Raw genomic sequence first — 15,981 nt, forward strand, 5'->3', positions numbered from 1 at the left:
GATTCACAGAAGGCTGTAACAACCTGATTAAGACGGTTAAGAGAGTTGCATTTGGAATGCGTGATTTCAACAGATTTAGGAACCGGATTCTCTATGTGAATTGGCAAAAAAGGAAACTCGGCAAATGCCTTGCCGAGTTCCTAAAAGGCGATTTAGTTGTGGGGCACCCCAACATTTGACAAAGAACCAAAAAAACTACCCCTTCCCGCAGGAAGAGGAGTTTTTTACTGTTAGGTTAGATGTGGAACAGGCCGAGAAGGGCACCGCAAAGAAGGGAAATCCAGGACAGGACCCACAGTCTCGGAGCACAGAACTTCAGGAGTTCCTTGATTTCGATCCCAGCAAGACCGCAGGCGAGGAAGGTCGTTGCAGCATGCGGGGTAACGAGAACGCCGTAGTTCTTACCAATGAGCATGGCCATAGCCATATCATGGGGATCAACACCGAACTGCTGACCAACGCCGATAGCCAGCGGCAGCAGACCAAAGAAGTAGGAGTCCGTACCGAGCATCATGCCGATAGGCACAGCAAAGATACCGAAGATATCCTGCAGGTGACCGCCCAGTGCCGTCGGAACGAGAACGATGAGCATTTTGGCCATTTCCTTCATCATACCGGTCTTGGACAGAACGCCCAGGAAGACACCGGAAGCAAGAAGGATCATCGGCATGGTCAGTGCCGTGGCAGCGTGCATTTTAATGGCACGAGCCTGATCGGCTGCAGAATGGAAGTTGGCGATCAGCGCAATGGCAAGGCCAAACATGAAGGCGGCATACATCGGAATCTTAGTGAAGCAGAGCAGGCCGATAACAAAGAGGGTCAACAGTCCGTTGAACCAAATCATCTTTGGACGAGCCATGAATTCCTTATCCGCATCACTCAAAGAGTCATCGCTGCTGTTGGAGTTTTCTTCAGAAAGTTCAGCGGCTTTGCCCGTCGGAACAAGGCCAGCACCGCGGCGTTTTTCCATGACGCCCATGTAGGCGGCAAAGGCAACGAGGATAACAAGGCCTACGCCCTGAAGAGGAATGAGTTCCTGCCACAGAACGTTGACGTCAGCATTGAGGACAACGCCCGTACGAGCGACAGGACCGCCCCAAGGAAGCAGGTTCATGATAGACATGGCAGCACCGATAATGCAGACGAGCACAACGGGGCGCATGTGAAGTTTCTTGTAGATCGGCAGCATAGCCGGGATGGTGATGAGCAGCGTGGAAGCAAGGGCGCCGTCAAGGTGGGAGATAACAGCGATGAGGCTCGTTGCAACCGTAACCATGACGATGTTGGAGCCCGCTTTCTTGACGAGCCAGTTAACCATCGGATCGAAAAGACCCATATCCCCCATCATGGAGAAGTAAACGATGGAGAAAATGAACAGAACTGCCGTGGACCAGGTCTTACCAACACCAGCCTTGACGAATTCAAAGATCTGTGCCGGCGTGAACCCGCAGATCAATGCGGCAATGACCGGTACAATAACAAACAGAGGCACAGGGTTCGATTTGGAACGAATCAGTGCCGCGACGATGATGACAATCATCGCAAAGCCAACAACACCCAAAAACATGATACAACCTCCTTAAGATTCTTTAGGTCCTAGAAACCGGGCGATGTCTCGGGGGCCGTTTTATGAATTGTAGGATAATTTCTTACTGTCAAGCGATCGGAAAGTATCGTTTGAAACAGTACGCCCTTCATCTTTCCTCTGAGAAGAGAATAGCATATGACAAACTTGAAAACTAATATAAGATTTGAAATATTTTCTATAAGCTTATCCTTATGTTATATCTATTTCCCTAGGAAGAATCAGGTGTTTCGGGTTTCGCTCTTATTTATCGAATTTAAGTTATTTTAAGAAAATTTTAAAATTAGGGATATCTAACCTTTTATTTTCAGTCATTTTCTTTTTTTTCTTCATTTTCCCGTCCCCTTTTTTGGCATCCAAGAAATCAAGAATAAGAGCGTCAAGGGGGTCCTCATGTTTTAGCTGTTTTTCCATAACACGCCGCTGTCAAAAGCGGCATGGATAAGCGCCCTATCTAAGCGTTCTTCCAAAAAAAGCTGACCCCCTTCTTTGGGGATCAGCTCATATGGTTGAAGTTTGCCGGTTAGGTCGACAGCCCTTGAAAAAGAGACTCCATACGGTAAAGGAAGATGGATAGGATGAGCAGGTCCGCACAGCCGCCAGGACTGATGTGACGGGCCACAAAATCATCGTTGAGCTTCCATACGGCAGCAAGTCCTTCTTCCGTAAAGGCCCCGCCCTTTTGTAGAATGTCCTGGGCTGCCTGTTGAGCATAGTATAGGGTTTGCCGGTCGCTCCGACTGAGGATATTCGTGTCTTCCACGCCAGCCATGAGGCGCAGGAGGGTTTCAATATAAATCTCATTGGTCCCCTTTTTTTCAGTAAAGAGTTCCCGTAAAGCCGGCAGGCCAATGGATGAAACAGCGGGGAACCCATCCATCGCTTCCCCGCGGATCCCGCGGCAGCCTTCCTTTATGTAAAGGACTTCCCCATGGGTGTGGGGATGATAGGGATCGATCTTGCGGAAGTCTTCTTCAAGGATGGGCGTCACGGTCTCCCCTACTTCCTTAAGGATGGTTTCGCCTTTGACCCTATGGTCCCGCTTCAGGGCCCGCAGCGTAAAGGCAGAGACCGTTCCTAAAGAAAAGATGATGCCTTTATGGGTATTGACGTTTCCCGTAGCCCGGAACATGGCCTTTTCCGCGGCAGCCCCCATGGGGCGCAGGGTACGAAAGAGCGCCTCACCACTTCCCGCAAAGTTCCATCCCGTTTCGGCCATGCTGAGGAGATGGGGCAGGATTGCTTCCGTGCTTTTTTTGAAGGTTTCCTGGTCCATATCATCATGAGCACCAGGATTGTCAAGGTCCACCAGACCCGGTTTGGGGGTTGCTGCCACTTCTCCCAAAAGGGCTTCTTTCATGGAATCCTGGGTATGGGAAAGGACGAAATCGGTTAGGATCCGCTCCACATTACGGATCAGGACGGGCAGGCTGTGTTTGCGGCTCCGGGCACAGCCTTTGGCGGGCTCACTGCAGACAAAGCAGCGCCGCTCAGGAAGGCCAAGTTCCTCCCGCGACAGCTTCCGTCCGTTGGTATCAAGGACATCCATATCAAAAAGACGGCCCAAACGGTCCTCATTTTCAAGGCGTGCCGCAATGTCTTTCACGGTCCCAGCGGCCCCGTCGAGGACATAGTATTTTTCATAGCCGGTCTTATAATCGATGACTTTATGAAAAAGGATGGGAATCCCTGCTCCTACAAGGGCCTTTTCCAGACGGCGTACGCCTTCTTCAAACCCTATACGGATAAGGGGCGACACCTTCTGCGGTCCAGGGATGTTCATCGTAAAAAACAGCAGCGGTTTGTGGAACCGCTCGAGGAGCTTCCGCTGAGCCAAGGCCCGACCGTCCCGAGCCCGCAGCATATCGGGGACTTCCACGCGAAGTTCCGGAGGTACAGTGAGTTTATTTTTCATTCGTCGGATTGATCCTTTCTTTTTTCCCAAGGGTCCTGATGAGTTCGATAAAGGCCCGGGCATAGGGGCTCAGGTACGCGTCTTTTCTCGTGCAGACATAGCAGTAGCGCTTATTGGCAACGCCCAGGAGCGGATAAAGGACACAGTCACCCTGCTCCATAAAATAATGGTCCAAATAGACATCCGGACAGATAAAGACAGCATCCATGGTGCTGACAAGCCGCTTCCCCACTTCGATGCTGCTGGTTTCAAGGACCAAATGGGGTTTGATGTCGTATACGTCAAAAAGGGTATCCTGGACCTTACGGACGTTATGCCCTTCTGTAATGGAAATAAAGTCTTCATTCTTTGCTTCCGTAATATGGATGGGCACACCGGGATCGATGCGCTGGGCCAGCATGGTCAGCTTGTTGGCGACCAGTACGACGTCTTCGGTCTCGACAAGTTCGTAAATGAGTTCGTCGTTTCCCGGTGACGTCGTCATGATGGCAATATCGACATCGCCGTTGAGGACGGATTTTTCCGTAATGTTGCTCCCTGCTTCCTTGATTTCCAGTTTGATGTGGGGATAGCGCTGGCGGAATACGGGCATGACCCGGGGCAGCATCTGCATTGCCCGCTGAATAGGGATTCCCAGACGCAGGGTGCCGTACCCTTCATATTGGATGTCCGAGACTTCATGAAGCAGGTTCGTACTGATGGTAATGATCTTTTTTACGGCCGCAATATACTTTTTCCCCGCTTCTGTAAGCACGATGGGTTTAGTATTGCGAAGAAAGATCGGTGCACCAAGATATTTTTCCACAGCCTTGATGGTCTGGCTCAGGGCCGGCTGTGAAACATGCATGGTCTTGGAGGCATTGGTGATGCTGCCTTCCTTGATGATTTCCATGATATACTGCGCGTGCTTCAAGTTAAGTCCCATTCTTTGCTTCTCCTGTACAGGTTAGGATGGATCATTTCTCCGTGCTCTAAAAAAGCCCTCTTAGGGCTTTGCTTTTGCTTGATTCCGGCAGGAGAAATGCATCTCCTTTAACATCATTTGGTCCCGTATTCAGAATGTTTCTTAATTTCACGTCAATTAAGAAAACAGTGTCAATCGGGCCAACCCACAAGGGATGCGGGGTTTGACAATATAATAAGATTCGACTTATGGTCATTATACCATTATTTATATTAGTTTTCCAATTTTTCCTGTGCTACTATCAAGGTGTAAGACTGTAAACAGTTCTTTTCTAGAAATGAAGGAGGAATTTTCATGGAATTAAAGAAGGCAGCCATGGCTGGCACCGTTGAGTCCTCCGATGCCCAAATCACCGTTGAACCCGGTACGAATGGCATCGAACTCAATATTGAAAGCAGTGTCATCCAACAGTATGGCAGACAGATCAAGGCTGTTGTCTTGGAAACCCTGAAGAAACTCGATGTTAAAAACGCTAAGGTTTCCGTAGTTGACAAAGGTGCACTCGACTGCACGCTGAAAGCACGTGTAGAAGGCGCCGTTTTCCGCTCCATCAATGATGATCCGGATACGCCGAATCCTTGGGAGGTCTTATAATATGGCAGTGATCAATACGAACCCCAACTTCAAGCGTCTCAGAAGATCCATGATGTTCTTGAACGCTCAAAAACCGAGCCTCATCAAAGACCCGTATGTATATAAACCCGATTCCATCATGCTTGACCTGGAAGACGCCGTGGCTGAAAACCAAAAGGATGCCGCCCGCTATTCCCTGTTCCATGCCCTGAAGGAAATCGATTATCATGGCTGCGAACGCGTTGTCCGTATCAACGGCCTGGAAACTCCGCACTGGAAGGAAGATATCCGCGTCTGCGTAGCTGGCGGGGCCGATACAATTCGTATTTCCAAAACGGAATCCGCTCAGGATGTTAAACTCGTAGAAGAAGCCATCACGGCTGCTGAAAAGGAATTCCATAAGGAAGTGGGTTCTACCCTCATCATGGCCGCTATCGAATCGACGAAGGGGATCCTCAACGTCTACGATATCTGCCAGGCTTCTGACCGTCTTTTTGGTGTAGCCCTTTCCGGCGGCGACTACACCCGTGACCTGCAGACCTCCATTTCCAAGACCGGTGTCGAACTCATGGGCGCCCGTCAGCAGATGGTCATTGCTGCACGCGCTACGGGCCGTATGTGCTTTGATACGGTCTATACCGACCTGGATGACATGGAAGGCTTCCGCAAGGATGTCGAAATGATCAAGACCATGGGCTTTGACGGCAAATCCATCATCAACCCGCGTCAGATTCCGGTCTGCCACGAAGTCTTCACGCCGAACGAAAAACAGATTCGTTGGGCTGAAGCCGTTGTCCGCGAAATCGACACCAAGAAGGCGATGGGGATTGGCGTATTCACCCTGAACGGCAAGATGCTTGACGTAGCTTTCTATGATGGCGCAAAAAGAACGATCGCCCTGGCAAAAGCTGCCGGTGTTTATAAGGGGGATTTATAATATGAAGAATGCAGTAGATAGAGAAATTCCAGAGGAAATCCTGAAAGCAACCGGTAAGGAACCGTTCCAGGGAAGCTTCTCCAAACACCTCGTTGCTTATCAGGCTGCCACCCATACGGTTGCACCTGTAATTGACCCGAGTTACAGCAAAGTTGTCGATTCCATTGAAGATGTCCTGAAAAAATGCGGCATCAAAGATGGCATGACCCTCTCCTTCCATCATCATTTCCGTGAAGGGGACTATGTTGTCAACATGGTCATGGAAGCCGTCCACAAGATGGGCATCAAAGACCTGACCATTTGCGCGACTTCCCTGGGTAAGGCCCAGACCCCGATTGTCCCGATGATCGAAGATGGCACCATCACGAACATCCAGGCTTCCGGCGTGCGCGGCAAGATTGGTGAAGCCATTTCCAACGGCAAACTGAAAGGCCTTGCCATCATGCGCGGTCACGGCGGCCGTGTCCGTGCCATCGAATCTGGTGAAGTCCATGTTGACATTGCCTTCATTGGTGCTCCTTGTGCCGATGATATGGGCAACTGCCGGGCTTTCGGCAGCGCTAACGGCAGTGACTGCGGTGTTCTCGGCTATGCAGCCGTAGATGCCCAGTATGCTGACAAAGTTGTCGTTGTCACCGATACGCTCGTTCCCTTCCCCAACGTTCCTGCTTCCATTGACATGACGAACGTTGACTACGTTGTCAAAGTTGACGCCATTGGCGATCCCAGCAAGATTGCTACGGGGGCTGCCAAACCGACAACGGACCAAAGAAAGCTCCTCATGGCCAAATACGCGGCTGATTTTATGACCTATATGCCTTGGTACAAAGATGGTTTCATCTACCAGACCGGTGTTGGCGGGGCTTCCATTGCTTCCACCAAATACCTGGCTGACCATCTGAGAAAAGATGGCATCAAGATTGGCGTAGCCATGGGCGGTATCGCTCAGCCGATCTGCGAACTGCAGCATGAAGGCCTCATCGACAAGATTGCTGATACGCAGGATTTTGATACGGCTGCCATTGAAGACATCAAGACGAACCCGAACCATTATGAAATCACGACGAGCCAGTATGCTGACCCCTTCAACAAGGGCGCTTACGTCAATAAACTGGACTTTGTCATCCTCGGTGCCCTCGAAGTTGATACGAAATTCAATGTCAACGTTGTTGTCGGCTCCGACGGTGTCATCACCGGGGCACAGGGCGGTCATCCGGATACGGCTGCCGGTGCTAAATGCACCATCGTCATTGCGCCTCTGCTTCAAGGCCGCAGCCCTGCAATCTGCACGGAATGCACGACCATCACGACGCCGGGTGAGACCGTTGACGTTGTTGTCACCGATTACGGCATTGCCATCAACCCGAAACGTACGGACATCATTGAAGCTGCCAAAGACTGCGATCTACCGATCTGCACCATTGAAGAGCTTCGCGACAAAGCTTACGCCATGGTTGGCGAACCCGACCCCGTCCAGTTTGATGATCGCGTTGTCGGTATCATCGAAGCCCGTGACGGCTCCATCATGGATGTTGTCCGCAAAGTAAAACCTTACGAATTTAAATAATCTGTATGCTGAAAAGCCGCTCCCTTAGGGGCGGCTTTTTTTATAAGACATTAGGACCTAAGTTTGCAGCCTCTTTTCTTTTCATTATAAAAGGGTCCCTTGCCTTATCCCCTCGTTTCAGCCTTTTCGATTATTCATTTTCCTGAACATAAAAAGAACCTGTAAAAACGAAATGTCAGCGTTCTTACAGGTTCTTCTTTTTATTTGTTACACTTTGGCTTCATCCTTGGTCAAAAATCCAAGGGCAATGATCATCGCATTGAAGATCCAGAAATATATGCCCAGCTGCAGATTAAACAGGGTATAATCTGTCATCCCTGCGACAAAGATGCCTACAAGGGACGCAATATAACCGCAGGCAAGGCCGCGGATCCAGGGCTCTGCCTCACGATGCCGGATGCTGCGGGCAAGGACCGCCAACTGATATATGATGTACAGGAAAAGGGCAAGGCCCGGAATGCCCAGCTCGGCCGCAATGTTGGTCAAAAGATTGTGGCTATGGTACATGATGACGCTGGGATCCACATAACCGAAATTATAGTCAGGGAAGGCAAATTGATAGCCGTACCAGCCCACGCCAAAAGGATGCTCCTCAATCATGGAGGTCGCACTGTCCATGTACATCAGACGCAGCTCTGCCGATGTATCCTTGATGGAAAAGATGGACATGATGCGGGCCGACAAACGGTCCCAGCCAATCCACAGGACCCCTAGTCCCCCACCGATGAAAGGCAGGAACGCTTTGTGGTAAAAAGCGCCGGCAAAGACAAAGAGGACAAAGAATAGGGCAATCCAATTGCCGCGGGAGAACGTGAGGATCAGACAAGTAATGGCAAGAAGAAAGATCACTGCAAGGGAGGCCCTTCTCTTGCCGCCTTTCAAGGGAGCAAAGAGGCCTTCACTGTAGGCCGCGGTCATGACAAGGAAACTGGCGAGGATATTGGGGTTTTCCAACGTTGAGACAGCCCGTTTGGTCATGAGCGGGAACGCGGCGTGATCGATCCATTCCGCATCCTGGATGGCAATGACACCAAAAAAGTACTGATAGATGCCGTAAAGCGCCACCAGACCGGCCGAGACCATAAAGACCTTGACAAGAAACAGGGACCGCCGGCCCGTACTGCCGTAACGCAGGACAAAATAGAATGAGCCGGCCTTGAGTCCTACCACAACAATCCAGTTATAGGCGCTTAAAAAAGGCTCCTGGGACCAACAAACACTCACAGCGGATAGGAGAAAGAGCGCCCATAAGGGGCGGCTGATCTTTTTGGGAACCGTCACCTTGGGCCAGAACTGTCCCGTCTTTAGGATATTCGCAAAATTCAGCACCACCATGACGAGAAACAGGCCAATGGCAAGATTCAGATGGATCGGCAAAAGGAAAACATACGCCACAAGGAGTCCGTAAAGGATCTGGTTCAGGTTCCAAGATTCGGGAAAGATTTGTTTATGTGTCATAGGAAATCCTCTGAGAGGCCCTTTGCCTTGAAGGTGCCCACAAGATAAAGGGAGCCGCAGACAAGGACCACATCATCCGGTCCGGCCTCATGGACCGCCGTTTCGAAAGCAGTCTTGAGATCATCCATAGGAATGGCCTTTTTATGAAGACGACGGGCAAGGACATCGGGCTTTTCGGCCCGCGTACCGTTATCAGCAAGAACGGTATAGATCGTATCCGTATCCCGGAAGAGGATCTGGGCCACTTCGCTTACATCCTTATCCCCCATCATGCCAAAGATGAAATAACGATGGCCATGGGGATAATAGGTATCAAGGGCCCGCCGCAGAACCGTCACGCCGGAAGGATTATGGGCCCCGTCCAGGATCACGTCGGGCCGTTCATGGATAAGTTCCATGCGGCCTGGCCAGGTCGTGAGATCCATGCCCTTGAGAATCTTCTTTTCTGTAATGGCAGGGTCCTTTTTTGCCAGCACTTCCGCGGCTTTAAGGGCCACGGCAGCATTCACGATCTGATGGGCGCCGGCAAGATGGATGGTAACTTCCCGCTCACCGGAATGAAACGGATAGAGGAAGAGCTGTTCCTGCATGGATCCAGCAAGCAGGGTTGCGGAAAAATCCTCACCATAGACATAAAGAGGTGCCGATTTTTCTTCACTTGTGACCCGAATGACTTCAAGGGCACTGCCGTCAGCGGCGGTCACAACAGGAACGTGATCCTTGATGATGCCGGCCTTTTGTTCCGCAATGGCTTCAATGGTCTTTCCCAGCCGGTCCGTATGCTCCAAGGTAACGTTCGTAATGACGGAAAGCTCTGGCACAATGACGTTCGTCGAATCCCAAAGGCCGCCCATGCCGACTTCGATGACGGCATAATCCACCTTTTCCTTGGCAAAATAAAGGAAGGCCATGGCGGTAATGACTTCAAACTGGGTCGGCTGTTCGCCGCCATTTTTGAGGAATGTATCGACAGCAGCCTTGGTTTCTTCCGTCACGGCAGCAAAATCCTCATCGGAAATATCAACGCCGTCGATGGACATACGCTCATTATATTTAACAAAGTGGGGCGACGTATAGCACGCCGTCTTTTTCCCCGAAGCCGTGAGGATATGGGACAGGTAGGAAGCCACGCTCCCCTTCCCGTTGGTTCCCGTTATATGGATGGTCCGGATCTTGCGTTCCGGGTGATCCAAGAGTTCCACAAGGCCCGTGATGCGTTCCATACCGAGATGGATGCCAAATTTACCAAGACTTTCGATATACTGCATCGCTTCGTTGTAGTTCATGATTCTCCTCCGGTCCCATTAAGGCAAGGACCGCGCCAGAAGGCCAGGGCAGGCTTTTCCTGCCCGGACCCAGATTGAGGTTACTGGAGTTTCTGAAGTTCCTTCAGTTGGTCTTCAAGGGCGGTAAGACGCGCCTTGACGTCTTCTTTCTTCGCTTTTTCCTTTTCCACGACCGCTTCCGGAGCTTTGGCGAGAAACCCTTCATTGGAAAGCTTGCCCTCAATGCGGGACAGTTCCTTTTTGGCCCCGTCAAGTTCCTTCGTCAGCCGCTTCATTTCCTTTTCCACGTCAATGAGACCCTTAAGGGGCAGATAGACCTTGGCGCCTGTCACAACGGCTGTCATGGCGTTTTCCGGCGCTTCGTCATTGATATCGCCCAATGTCAGCGTGTCCACCGTGCCCAAGCGTTCGACGTATTCCGGATGGCCTTCAAAGACGCTGCGGAAAGCAGGTTCCACCAAGATCGTGGCCGGCGCTTTCTTCCCAGGGGCAGCGTTTACTTCGGCCCGCATGTTGCGGATGGCTTTGATGGCATCCATCATGACCGTCATTCCGCTTTCCACGCTTTCATCCATGAGGGATTCATCCGCCACAGGCCACGGCGCAATCATGATGCTCTCCCCTTCATGGGGCAGATGCTGCCAGATTTCTTCCGTAATGAACGGCATATAAGGATGCAGCAGCTTCATGGCATCGCCCAGGACGCGGCAGAGGACGAATTGGGCCGTTGACCGTTCTTCCGGATGCTCCTTATCATAAAGGCGGGGTTTGATAAGTTCGATGTACCAGTCACAGACTTCACCCCAAATGAAATCGTAGATGAGGCGGCCGGCTTCTCCGAGTTCAAATTTTTCGAGGAAGCTTGAAACGTCCTTGATGGTGTGCTGCAGGCGGGACAGGATCCAGCGGTCAGCAAGGGTCAGAGGCGCCCGTTTAGCCGAAGCATCATACCCATCGAGGTTCATGAGGGCAAAGCGCGACGCGTTCCAGATCTTATTGGCAAAGTTTCGCGTTGCTTCGATGCGGTTCCAATAAAAACGCATATCGTTGCCCGGCGTATTGCCTGTAATGAGCATGAAGCGCAGCGTATCGGCTCCATATTTGTCAACAACTTCCAAGGGGTCAATGCCGTTACCCAGGGATTTACTCATCTTCCGGCCCTGTTCATCGCGGACAAGACCATGGATGAAGACATGCTTAAAGGGAATTTCCTTCATAAATTCCATGCCCATGGTGATCATGCGGGCAACCCAGAAGAAAATGATGTCATAGCCCGTCACCAGGACGCTCGTCGGATAAAACTGCTGCAGTTCGTCCGTCTTGTCCGGCCAGCCAAAGGTGGAAAAAGGCCATAGACCGGAACTGAACCAGGTATCAAGGGCATCTTCATCCTGATGGATGTTGTGGCTGTGGCAGTGCGGGCATTCCGTCAAATCCGTCCGGGACGCCATCTGCTTTCCGCAGTCGTCACAGTACCACACAGGGATACGGTGACCCCACCAGATCTGGCGGGAAATGCACCAGTCATGGATGTTGTCCATCCAGTTCGTATAGGTCTTCGTGAAACGGTTCGGCACAAACTGGATGCGCCCGTCTTCAACGCATTCCACGGCGGCCTTCACGAGGGGTTTCATTTTGACAAACCACTGCGTGGAAATGAGGGGTTCCACGACGTGGTGGCAGCGCTGGCAGTGACCGACAGCATGGGGCGCGTCTTCGATCTTGACGAGAAGACCCAAGTCCCTCAGGTCCTGGACGATATGCTTGCGGCATTCGTAGCGGTCTTCCCCTTCGTATTTGCCGGCGTCCGCCGTCATCTTGCCGTCAAGACCGATGACCGTCAGACTGGGCAGCTTCTGGCGCTGCCCCACTTCATAGTCGTTGGGATCATGGGCCGGCGTAATCTTTACGGCGCCCGTACCAAATTCAAGGTCAACGTATTCGTCGGCCACAATGGGGATAAGGCGGTCCATGATGGGAAGGCGAACCTGTTTTCCCACAAGGTCCTTATAGCGTTCATCCTTGGGGTTTACGGCAACGGCCGTATCGCCGGGAATGGTTTCCGGACGGCTCGTGGCAATTTGGAGATAGCGCCCGGCTTCCCCTTCGATGGGATAATTCACATACCACAGATGGCCCTCGTCATCCTGGTGTTCCACTTCAACGTCAGACAGGGCCGTACGGCAGTTGACGCACCAATTGATGATGCGCGTTCCCTTATAGATGAGGCCTTTTTCATAGAGGCTGACAAAGGCCTCACGGACAGCACGGGAAAGTCCTTCATCCATGGTAAAGCGCTGACGGTCCCAGTCGCAGGAAATGCCCAGGCTCTTGAGCTGAGTCACGATGCGGTCGCCATATTCTTCCTTCCACTGCCAGACCCGTTCCAGGAATTTTTCACGGCCCAGGTCATAGCGAGTGAGGTTTTCCTTCTTTTTCAGTTCCTCTTCCACTTTGATCTGCGTGGCAAGTCCCGCGTGGTCATACCCGGGAAGCCAGCAGGTATTGTCCCCCATCATACGATGCCAGCGCACGAGGATGTCCTGCAGGGTATTATCAAGGGCATGACCCATGTGGAGCTTACCGGTGATGTTGGGCGGCGGAATGACCACACTGAAGGGTTTCCGGCTCTTATCGACGGGTTGATGGAAAAAGCCATGTTCCACCCAATATGCATACCATTTCTTTTCCACTGCCGCCGGGTCATAGACCTTGGGGATGTTGTTTTCTTCTGCCATACTTCCAAAAGCCTCCTTAGCCTGTAAAAAAAATAAACCCGTCCCATCAGATAGGACGAGTTCGGTCGCGGTACCACCTATTTTCCCAATTGCTTGGGCAACTTGAGGACGTAACGAGCCAAACGGGCGGGCTTACTTTGGTTCAGCACGCCAGCTCCCGGGCGACTTCAAGGGATTTTCCTAGATGCTTGCACCGGCCGCATCTTCTCTTAAAAGGAAAGGGCCCCCTACTCCTCCCGTTCAACGCTTTTTACATATATAGTTTATTTTACCAAGGAGCGCGGGGAATGTCAATCTTCCCGCCGGTTCCAAAAAAGGAACCTGCAGCTGCTGCCACAGGTTCCCTTGTGCTATTTGACGATGATCACCGGTACGGGCGACAGCTGGGCCACCTTGCTGCTCACGCTGCCCAGGAGGAATTCCTCCACGCCTGACAGACCGCGTTTACCGATGACAATGGCATCGGCACCTTTTTCCCTAGCCACGGTAACGGCCATTTCAGCGGCGTCGCCAAATTCCATGTCGAACTCGGCTGCACCAGCAAAATCCTTCAGTTTGTCCTTTGCCGTATCAAGGACCATCTTACCAATCTGGGTTGGTTTCACGCTCGTATCCTTGACGGGCTTATTGCCAACGACAATGAGCTGGTTGACTTTATTGCTCGGCACCACATGGATGACAATGAGTTCACCGCCCACAGCCTTTGCCATATCCGCCGCCGTTTCAAGAGCACGGAAACTGGTTTGGGAACCATCAATCGGAACGAGGAATTTCTTGAACATAAGACCACCCCCTAGTTACGGCGTCTTTTCTTTCCTCTGCCTATTTCACGATAAGGACAGGGACAGCGGCGTACTGCGCCACGCGGGAGCTGACGCTGCCCAAGAAAAATTCAGCGATGCCGGACAGGCCACGGCTTCCGATGACGATGGCATCTGCATGTTTGTCCTTGCTGAGTTCAATAATCCGGTCCGAGGCATGGCCCACATCCATGAGATAGTCGACCTTGCCCGTAAAGCCTTCCATCTTGGTTCTTGCCGTGTCAAGAACACTGCTGCCAATACGGGTCAACTGGTCATTTTCTGCAGCAACAGCCGTCTGGTCCAAGCTGTTGATATAAAGATCGGCACTGCTGTAAGTCTGGACGATATGAGCTACAATGAGCTCACCGTCATACTTCGCAGCCAGATCCTTTGCCGTTTCAAGGGCTCTCCAGCTCGTCGAGGAACCATCAACAGGAACTAAGATCTTCTTGAACATACACCTCTACCTCCTTACCTTAGGGGAACCTCCCTATTCCTAGCGTCAGGTACCATACCTGCTATTTGACGATGGTCACCGGACAATGGGCACTTTGAGAAACCTTTGTGCTGACACTGCCCAGGAAGAATCCGGCAAGGACGCCCATTCCGCGATTGCCCATGACGATGAGGTCCGCGTCAATGGTCTCTGCCACTTCGCAGATTTTTTCCGCCGGATCGATATCGACATATTTCTTGAAGGTGATCTTGTCATAGCCTGATTTTCCTGCCTCCCGCTGTGCCAGTTCAAGCGGGGTCAGGCGGGCCGATTCAATCTCGTTGCCGTCCTTATCCTTCACAGCCGGTTTGATACGGCTCAGGTCGTAGGGAATATCCACATTGAGGACAACAATCTCACTTGCAAAATGTTTCCCCAACTCAATGGCAAAATTCATGGCACGCAGGGAAATATCGGACCCATCAATGGGAACCAGGATCTTTTTCATCATAGGAAACTCACCTCCATAAATACGCGGGCCGCAGTCCTTATTTTACGATGAGGACCGGCACCGAAGCATACTGGGAAACCTTGGAACTGACGCTACCCAGGAAGAATTCGGCAATGCCGGACAGGCCGCGGCTGCCGATGACAATGGACGTGCAGGCCTTTTCCTTGCTGACAGCAATGATCCTCTCGGACGGATGACCGACTTCAAGAAGGAATTCTTTTTTGCCCTTGAAGTCCTGCATTTTTTCCTTGGCCGTTTCAAGGACGCTGTTGCCGATCTTTGTCAGTTCTTCATTACCTTGGCTGATGGTGGCCTGATCTAAGGGCACAACCAAGAGTGCAGCATTGTTATAGGGTTGAATGACATTGACAACAACCATTTCCCCACGGAATGCTTCGGCCAGTTTCTTTGCTTCTTCCATGGCTTTCCAACTCGTTTCAGACCCATCAACAGGGACCAGGATCTTCTCAAACATATAACCACCTCCAAGTGATCTGCTATTCTTATCCTTATTGTCCTTATTCGCCCTTCGTTTTGGGAACCCTTTTATTTTTACCGTATTGTGAGAAAAATTTTTCCTATAAGAAAATATATGACAAAAGTTACACAATAGAGGTAAACTGTCTCTATTAACCTTATATTATGCTCAATTTGTTTCTCATTAGTCCCTTCTTTCCCATCTCATGATCTTCTTATTTGATTATCATCAAAATTCCAAGCTTTTTTTCTAAAAAAGGAAAAATTTTCTTTTCTCCGACCATCGTGTATAATGATGGCTGAAAACTGATTGATTGAGGTGTCACTGTGGAACTTTTTATTTTTATTCTCCTCCTTTCCCTTATGTCCTTTTCCGTCGCCTTTTTGGTCTACGGATTCTGCCTCCGTTTTTTCGGGGCTTCAGGGACTAAGTCAAAGATTGCCCAATGGACGCTGACGCCCCTTGTGGTCATCTTATGGAACCTCCTCGTCATTACGCGCAATGACATTTCCCGCGCCATCTTGGGCGCCCTCCCCATGGTCGCCCTTGCAGCCTTTGTCATCTACTACAAAGTAAAGCATGGCCAAGACGACGCACCGGAACCGCACGAGTTCATTGAGAAACGGACCAGTGCCAAGTCCTTGAAGCACAAGGAAAAAATCCGCAAACGGGAAGAAGCAAAGCGGGCGCGGCGGGAAAAGAACAAATAAGGGGCAGCCCTGTAAAAAGG

Annotated in this window: 16 protein-coding genes and 1 other annotated feature; of the genes, 5 read left to right on the plus strand and 11 right to left on the minus strand. The window is 51.1% G+C overall.

The genetic code is table 11. The features are described from left to right. Positions 1–26 precede the first annotated feature (26 nt). Entirely contained in the window at positions 27–179 is a 153-nt protein-coding gene (locus HMPREF1246_RS10850; RefSeq protein ID WP_369794664.1) for a hypothetical protein, read from the plus strand. 56 nt (positions 180–235) lie between these two features. Here HMPREF1246_RS10850 and HMPREF1246_RS06265 read toward each other — a convergent pair whose 3' ends face one another. The 4 genes from HMPREF1246_RS06265 to HMPREF1246_RS06275 form a co-directional block, all read right to left on the minus strand. After that, complete coding sequence (locus HMPREF1246_RS06265) at positions 236–1,567, minus strand: CitMHS family transporter (RefSeq protein WP_009015465.1); 1,332 nt, start codon at positions 1,565–1,567, stop codon at positions 236–238. Between the two features lie 279 nt (positions 1,568–1,846). After that, a complete protein-coding gene (locus tag HMPREF1246_RS10495) occupies positions 1,847–1,999 on the minus strand; it encodes a hypothetical protein (protein WP_021737052.1) in 153 nt (50 codons plus the stop codon). Positions 2,000–2,108: 109 nt separating this feature from the next. Then, complete coding sequence (gene citG, locus HMPREF1246_RS06270) at positions 2,109–3,500, minus strand: triphosphoribosyl-dephospho-CoA synthase CitG (protein WP_035224482.1); 1,392 nt, start codon at positions 3,498–3,500, stop codon at positions 2,109–2,111. Next, positions 3,490–4,425 (minus strand): LysR family transcriptional regulator, encoded by a 936-nt coding sequence (locus HMPREF1246_RS06275; RefSeq protein WP_009015467.1) that lies wholly within the window; start codon positions 4,423–4,425, stop codon positions 3,490–3,492. The genes citG and HMPREF1246_RS06275 overlap by 11 nt, the downstream gene beginning before the upstream one ends. A 333-nt stretch (positions 4,426–4,758) precedes the next feature. Between HMPREF1246_RS06275 and citD the strand changes: the two genes are divergently transcribed. From citD to citF, 3 genes are read left to right on the plus strand one after another with little or no spacing between them, the layout of a single operon-like run. Further along, the gene (gene citD / locus HMPREF1246_RS06280) at positions 4,759–5,058 is read left to right on the plus strand and encodes a citrate lyase acyl carrier protein (protein ID WP_009015468.1); all 300 of its coding nucleotides are present in this window, start codon (positions 4,759–4,761) and stop codon (positions 5,056–5,058) included. Position 5,059: 1 nt separating this feature from the next. Next, positions 5,060–5,974 (plus strand): aldolase/citrate lyase family protein, encoded by a 915-nt coding sequence (locus HMPREF1246_RS06285; protein WP_009015469.1) that lies wholly within the window; start codon positions 5,060–5,062, stop codon positions 5,972–5,974. A 1-nt stretch (position 5,975) separates the two neighbouring features. Next, complete coding sequence (citF, locus tag HMPREF1246_RS06290; protein ID WP_021737048.1) at positions 5,976–7,541, plus strand: citrate lyase subunit alpha; 1,566 nt, start codon at positions 5,976–5,978, stop codon at positions 7,539–7,541. Positions 7,542–7,748: 207 nt separating this feature from the next. Here the strand turns inward: citF and HMPREF1246_RS06295 are convergent, their stop codons facing one another. The 7 genes from HMPREF1246_RS06295 to HMPREF1246_RS06325 all read right to left on the minus strand — a co-directional run bounded on the left by HMPREF1246_RS06295 (position 7,749) and on the right by HMPREF1246_RS06325 (position 15,248). Beyond that, positions 7,749–8,999, minus strand: coding sequence for an O-antigen ligase (locus HMPREF1246_RS06295; RefSeq protein ID WP_021737034.1), 1,251 nt, complete (start codon positions 8,997–8,999; stop codon positions 7,749–7,751). Further along, positions 8,996–10,285: a folylpolyglutamate synthase/dihydrofolate synthase family protein gene (locus tag HMPREF1246_RS06300; RefSeq protein ID WP_009015472.1), complete on the minus strand. Its 1,290-nt coding sequence runs from the start codon at positions 10,283–10,285 to the stop codon at positions 8,996–8,998. The genes HMPREF1246_RS06295 and HMPREF1246_RS06300 overlap by 4 nt, the downstream gene beginning before the upstream one ends. 80 nt (positions 10,286–10,365) lie before the next feature. Next, complete coding sequence (locus tag HMPREF1246_RS06305; RefSeq protein ID WP_021737059.1) at positions 10,366–13,023, minus strand: valine--tRNA ligase; 2,658 nt, start codon at positions 13,021–13,023, stop codon at positions 10,366–10,368. Positions 13,024–13,071: 48 nt separating this feature from the next. Beyond that, positions 13,072–13,276, minus strand: a binding site (T-box leader). Positions 13,277–13,373: 97 nt separating this feature from the next. Beyond that, positions 13,374–13,805, minus strand: coding sequence for a universal stress protein (locus HMPREF1246_RS06310; RefSeq protein WP_014128212.1), 432 nt, complete (start codon positions 13,803–13,805; stop codon positions 13,374–13,376). A gap of 40 nt (positions 13,806–13,845) precedes the next feature. Then, a complete protein-coding gene (locus tag HMPREF1246_RS06315; RefSeq protein WP_021737028.1) occupies positions 13,846–14,283 on the minus strand; it encodes a universal stress protein in 438 nt (145 codons plus the stop codon). Positions 14,284–14,344: 61 nt separating this feature from the next. Continuing rightward, positions 14,345–14,773 carry a universal stress protein gene (locus HMPREF1246_RS06320; protein ID WP_009015475.1) on the minus strand — a complete coding sequence of 143 codons (429 nt, stop codon included), beginning with the start codon at positions 14,771–14,773 and terminating at the stop codon, positions 14,345–14,347. A gap of 37 nt (positions 14,774–14,810) precedes the next feature. Beyond that, a complete protein-coding gene (locus HMPREF1246_RS06325; RefSeq protein ID WP_014128211.1) occupies positions 14,811–15,248 on the minus strand; it encodes a universal stress protein in 438 nt (145 codons plus the stop codon). 329 nt (positions 15,249–15,577) lie between these two features. On the opposite strand from HMPREF1246_RS06325, the gene HMPREF1246_RS06330 reads away from it, so the two are divergent. Continuing rightward, complete coding sequence (locus tag HMPREF1246_RS06330; protein ID WP_021737033.1) at positions 15,578–15,961, plus strand: hypothetical protein; 384 nt, start codon at positions 15,578–15,580, stop codon at positions 15,959–15,961. The last annotated feature ends 20 nt before the right edge of the window (positions 15,962–15,981 follow it).

This window comes from Acidaminococcus sp. BV3L6, from assembly GCF_000468835.1.
Taxonomy (GTDB): Bacteria; Bacillota; Negativicutes; order Acidaminococcales; family Acidaminococcaceae; genus Acidaminococcus; species Acidaminococcus intestini.

Coding starts and splice junctions, on each gene's coding strand:
- HMPREF1246_RS06265 (WP_009015465.1), bottom strand. CDS start 1,567: ATGTTTTTGGGTGTTGTTGGCTTTGCGATGATTGTCATCATCGTCGCG.
- HMPREF1246_RS10495 (WP_021737052.1), bottom strand. CDS start 1,999: ATGGAAAAACAGCTAAAACATGAGGACCCCCTTGACGCTCTTATTCTT.
- citG (WP_035224482.1), bottom strand. CDS start 3,500: ATGAAAAATAAACTCACTGTACCTCCGGAACTTCGCGTGGAAGTCCCC.
- HMPREF1246_RS06275 (WP_009015467.1), bottom strand. CDS start 4,425: ATGGGACTTAACTTGAAGCACGCGCAGTATATCATGGAAATCATCAAG.
- citD (WP_009015468.1), top strand. CDS start 4,759: ATGGAATTAAAGAAGGCAGCCATGGCTGGCACCGTTGAGTCCTCCGAT.
- HMPREF1246_RS06285 (WP_009015469.1), top strand. CDS start 5,060: ATGGCAGTGATCAATACGAACCCCAACTTCAAGCGTCTCAGAAGATCC.
- citF (WP_021737048.1), top strand. CDS start 5,976: ATGAAGAATGCAGTAGATAGAGAAATTCCAGAGGAAATCCTGAAAGCA.
- HMPREF1246_RS06295 (WP_021737034.1), bottom strand. CDS start 8,999: ATGACACATAAACAAATCTTTCCCGAATCTTGGAACCTGAACCAGATC.
- HMPREF1246_RS06300 (WP_009015472.1), bottom strand. CDS start 10,285: ATGAACTACAACGAAGCGATGCAGTATATCGAAAGTCTTGGTAAATTT.
- HMPREF1246_RS06305 (WP_021737059.1), bottom strand. CDS start 13,023: ATGGCAGAAGAAAACAACATCCCCAAGGTCTATGACCCGGCGGCAGTG.
- HMPREF1246_RS06310 (WP_014128212.1), bottom strand. CDS start 13,805: ATGTTCAAGAAATTCCTCGTTCCGATTGATGGTTCCCAAACCAGTTTC.
- HMPREF1246_RS06315 (WP_021737028.1), bottom strand. CDS start 14,283: ATGTTCAAGAAGATCTTAGTTCCTGTTGATGGTTCCTCGACGAGCTGG.
- HMPREF1246_RS06320 (WP_009015475.1), bottom strand. CDS start 14,773: ATGATGAAAAAGATCCTGGTTCCCATTGATGGGTCCGATATTTCCCTG.
- HMPREF1246_RS06325 (WP_014128211.1), bottom strand. CDS start 15,248: ATGTTTGAGAAGATCCTGGTCCCTGTTGATGGGTCTGAAACGAGTTGG.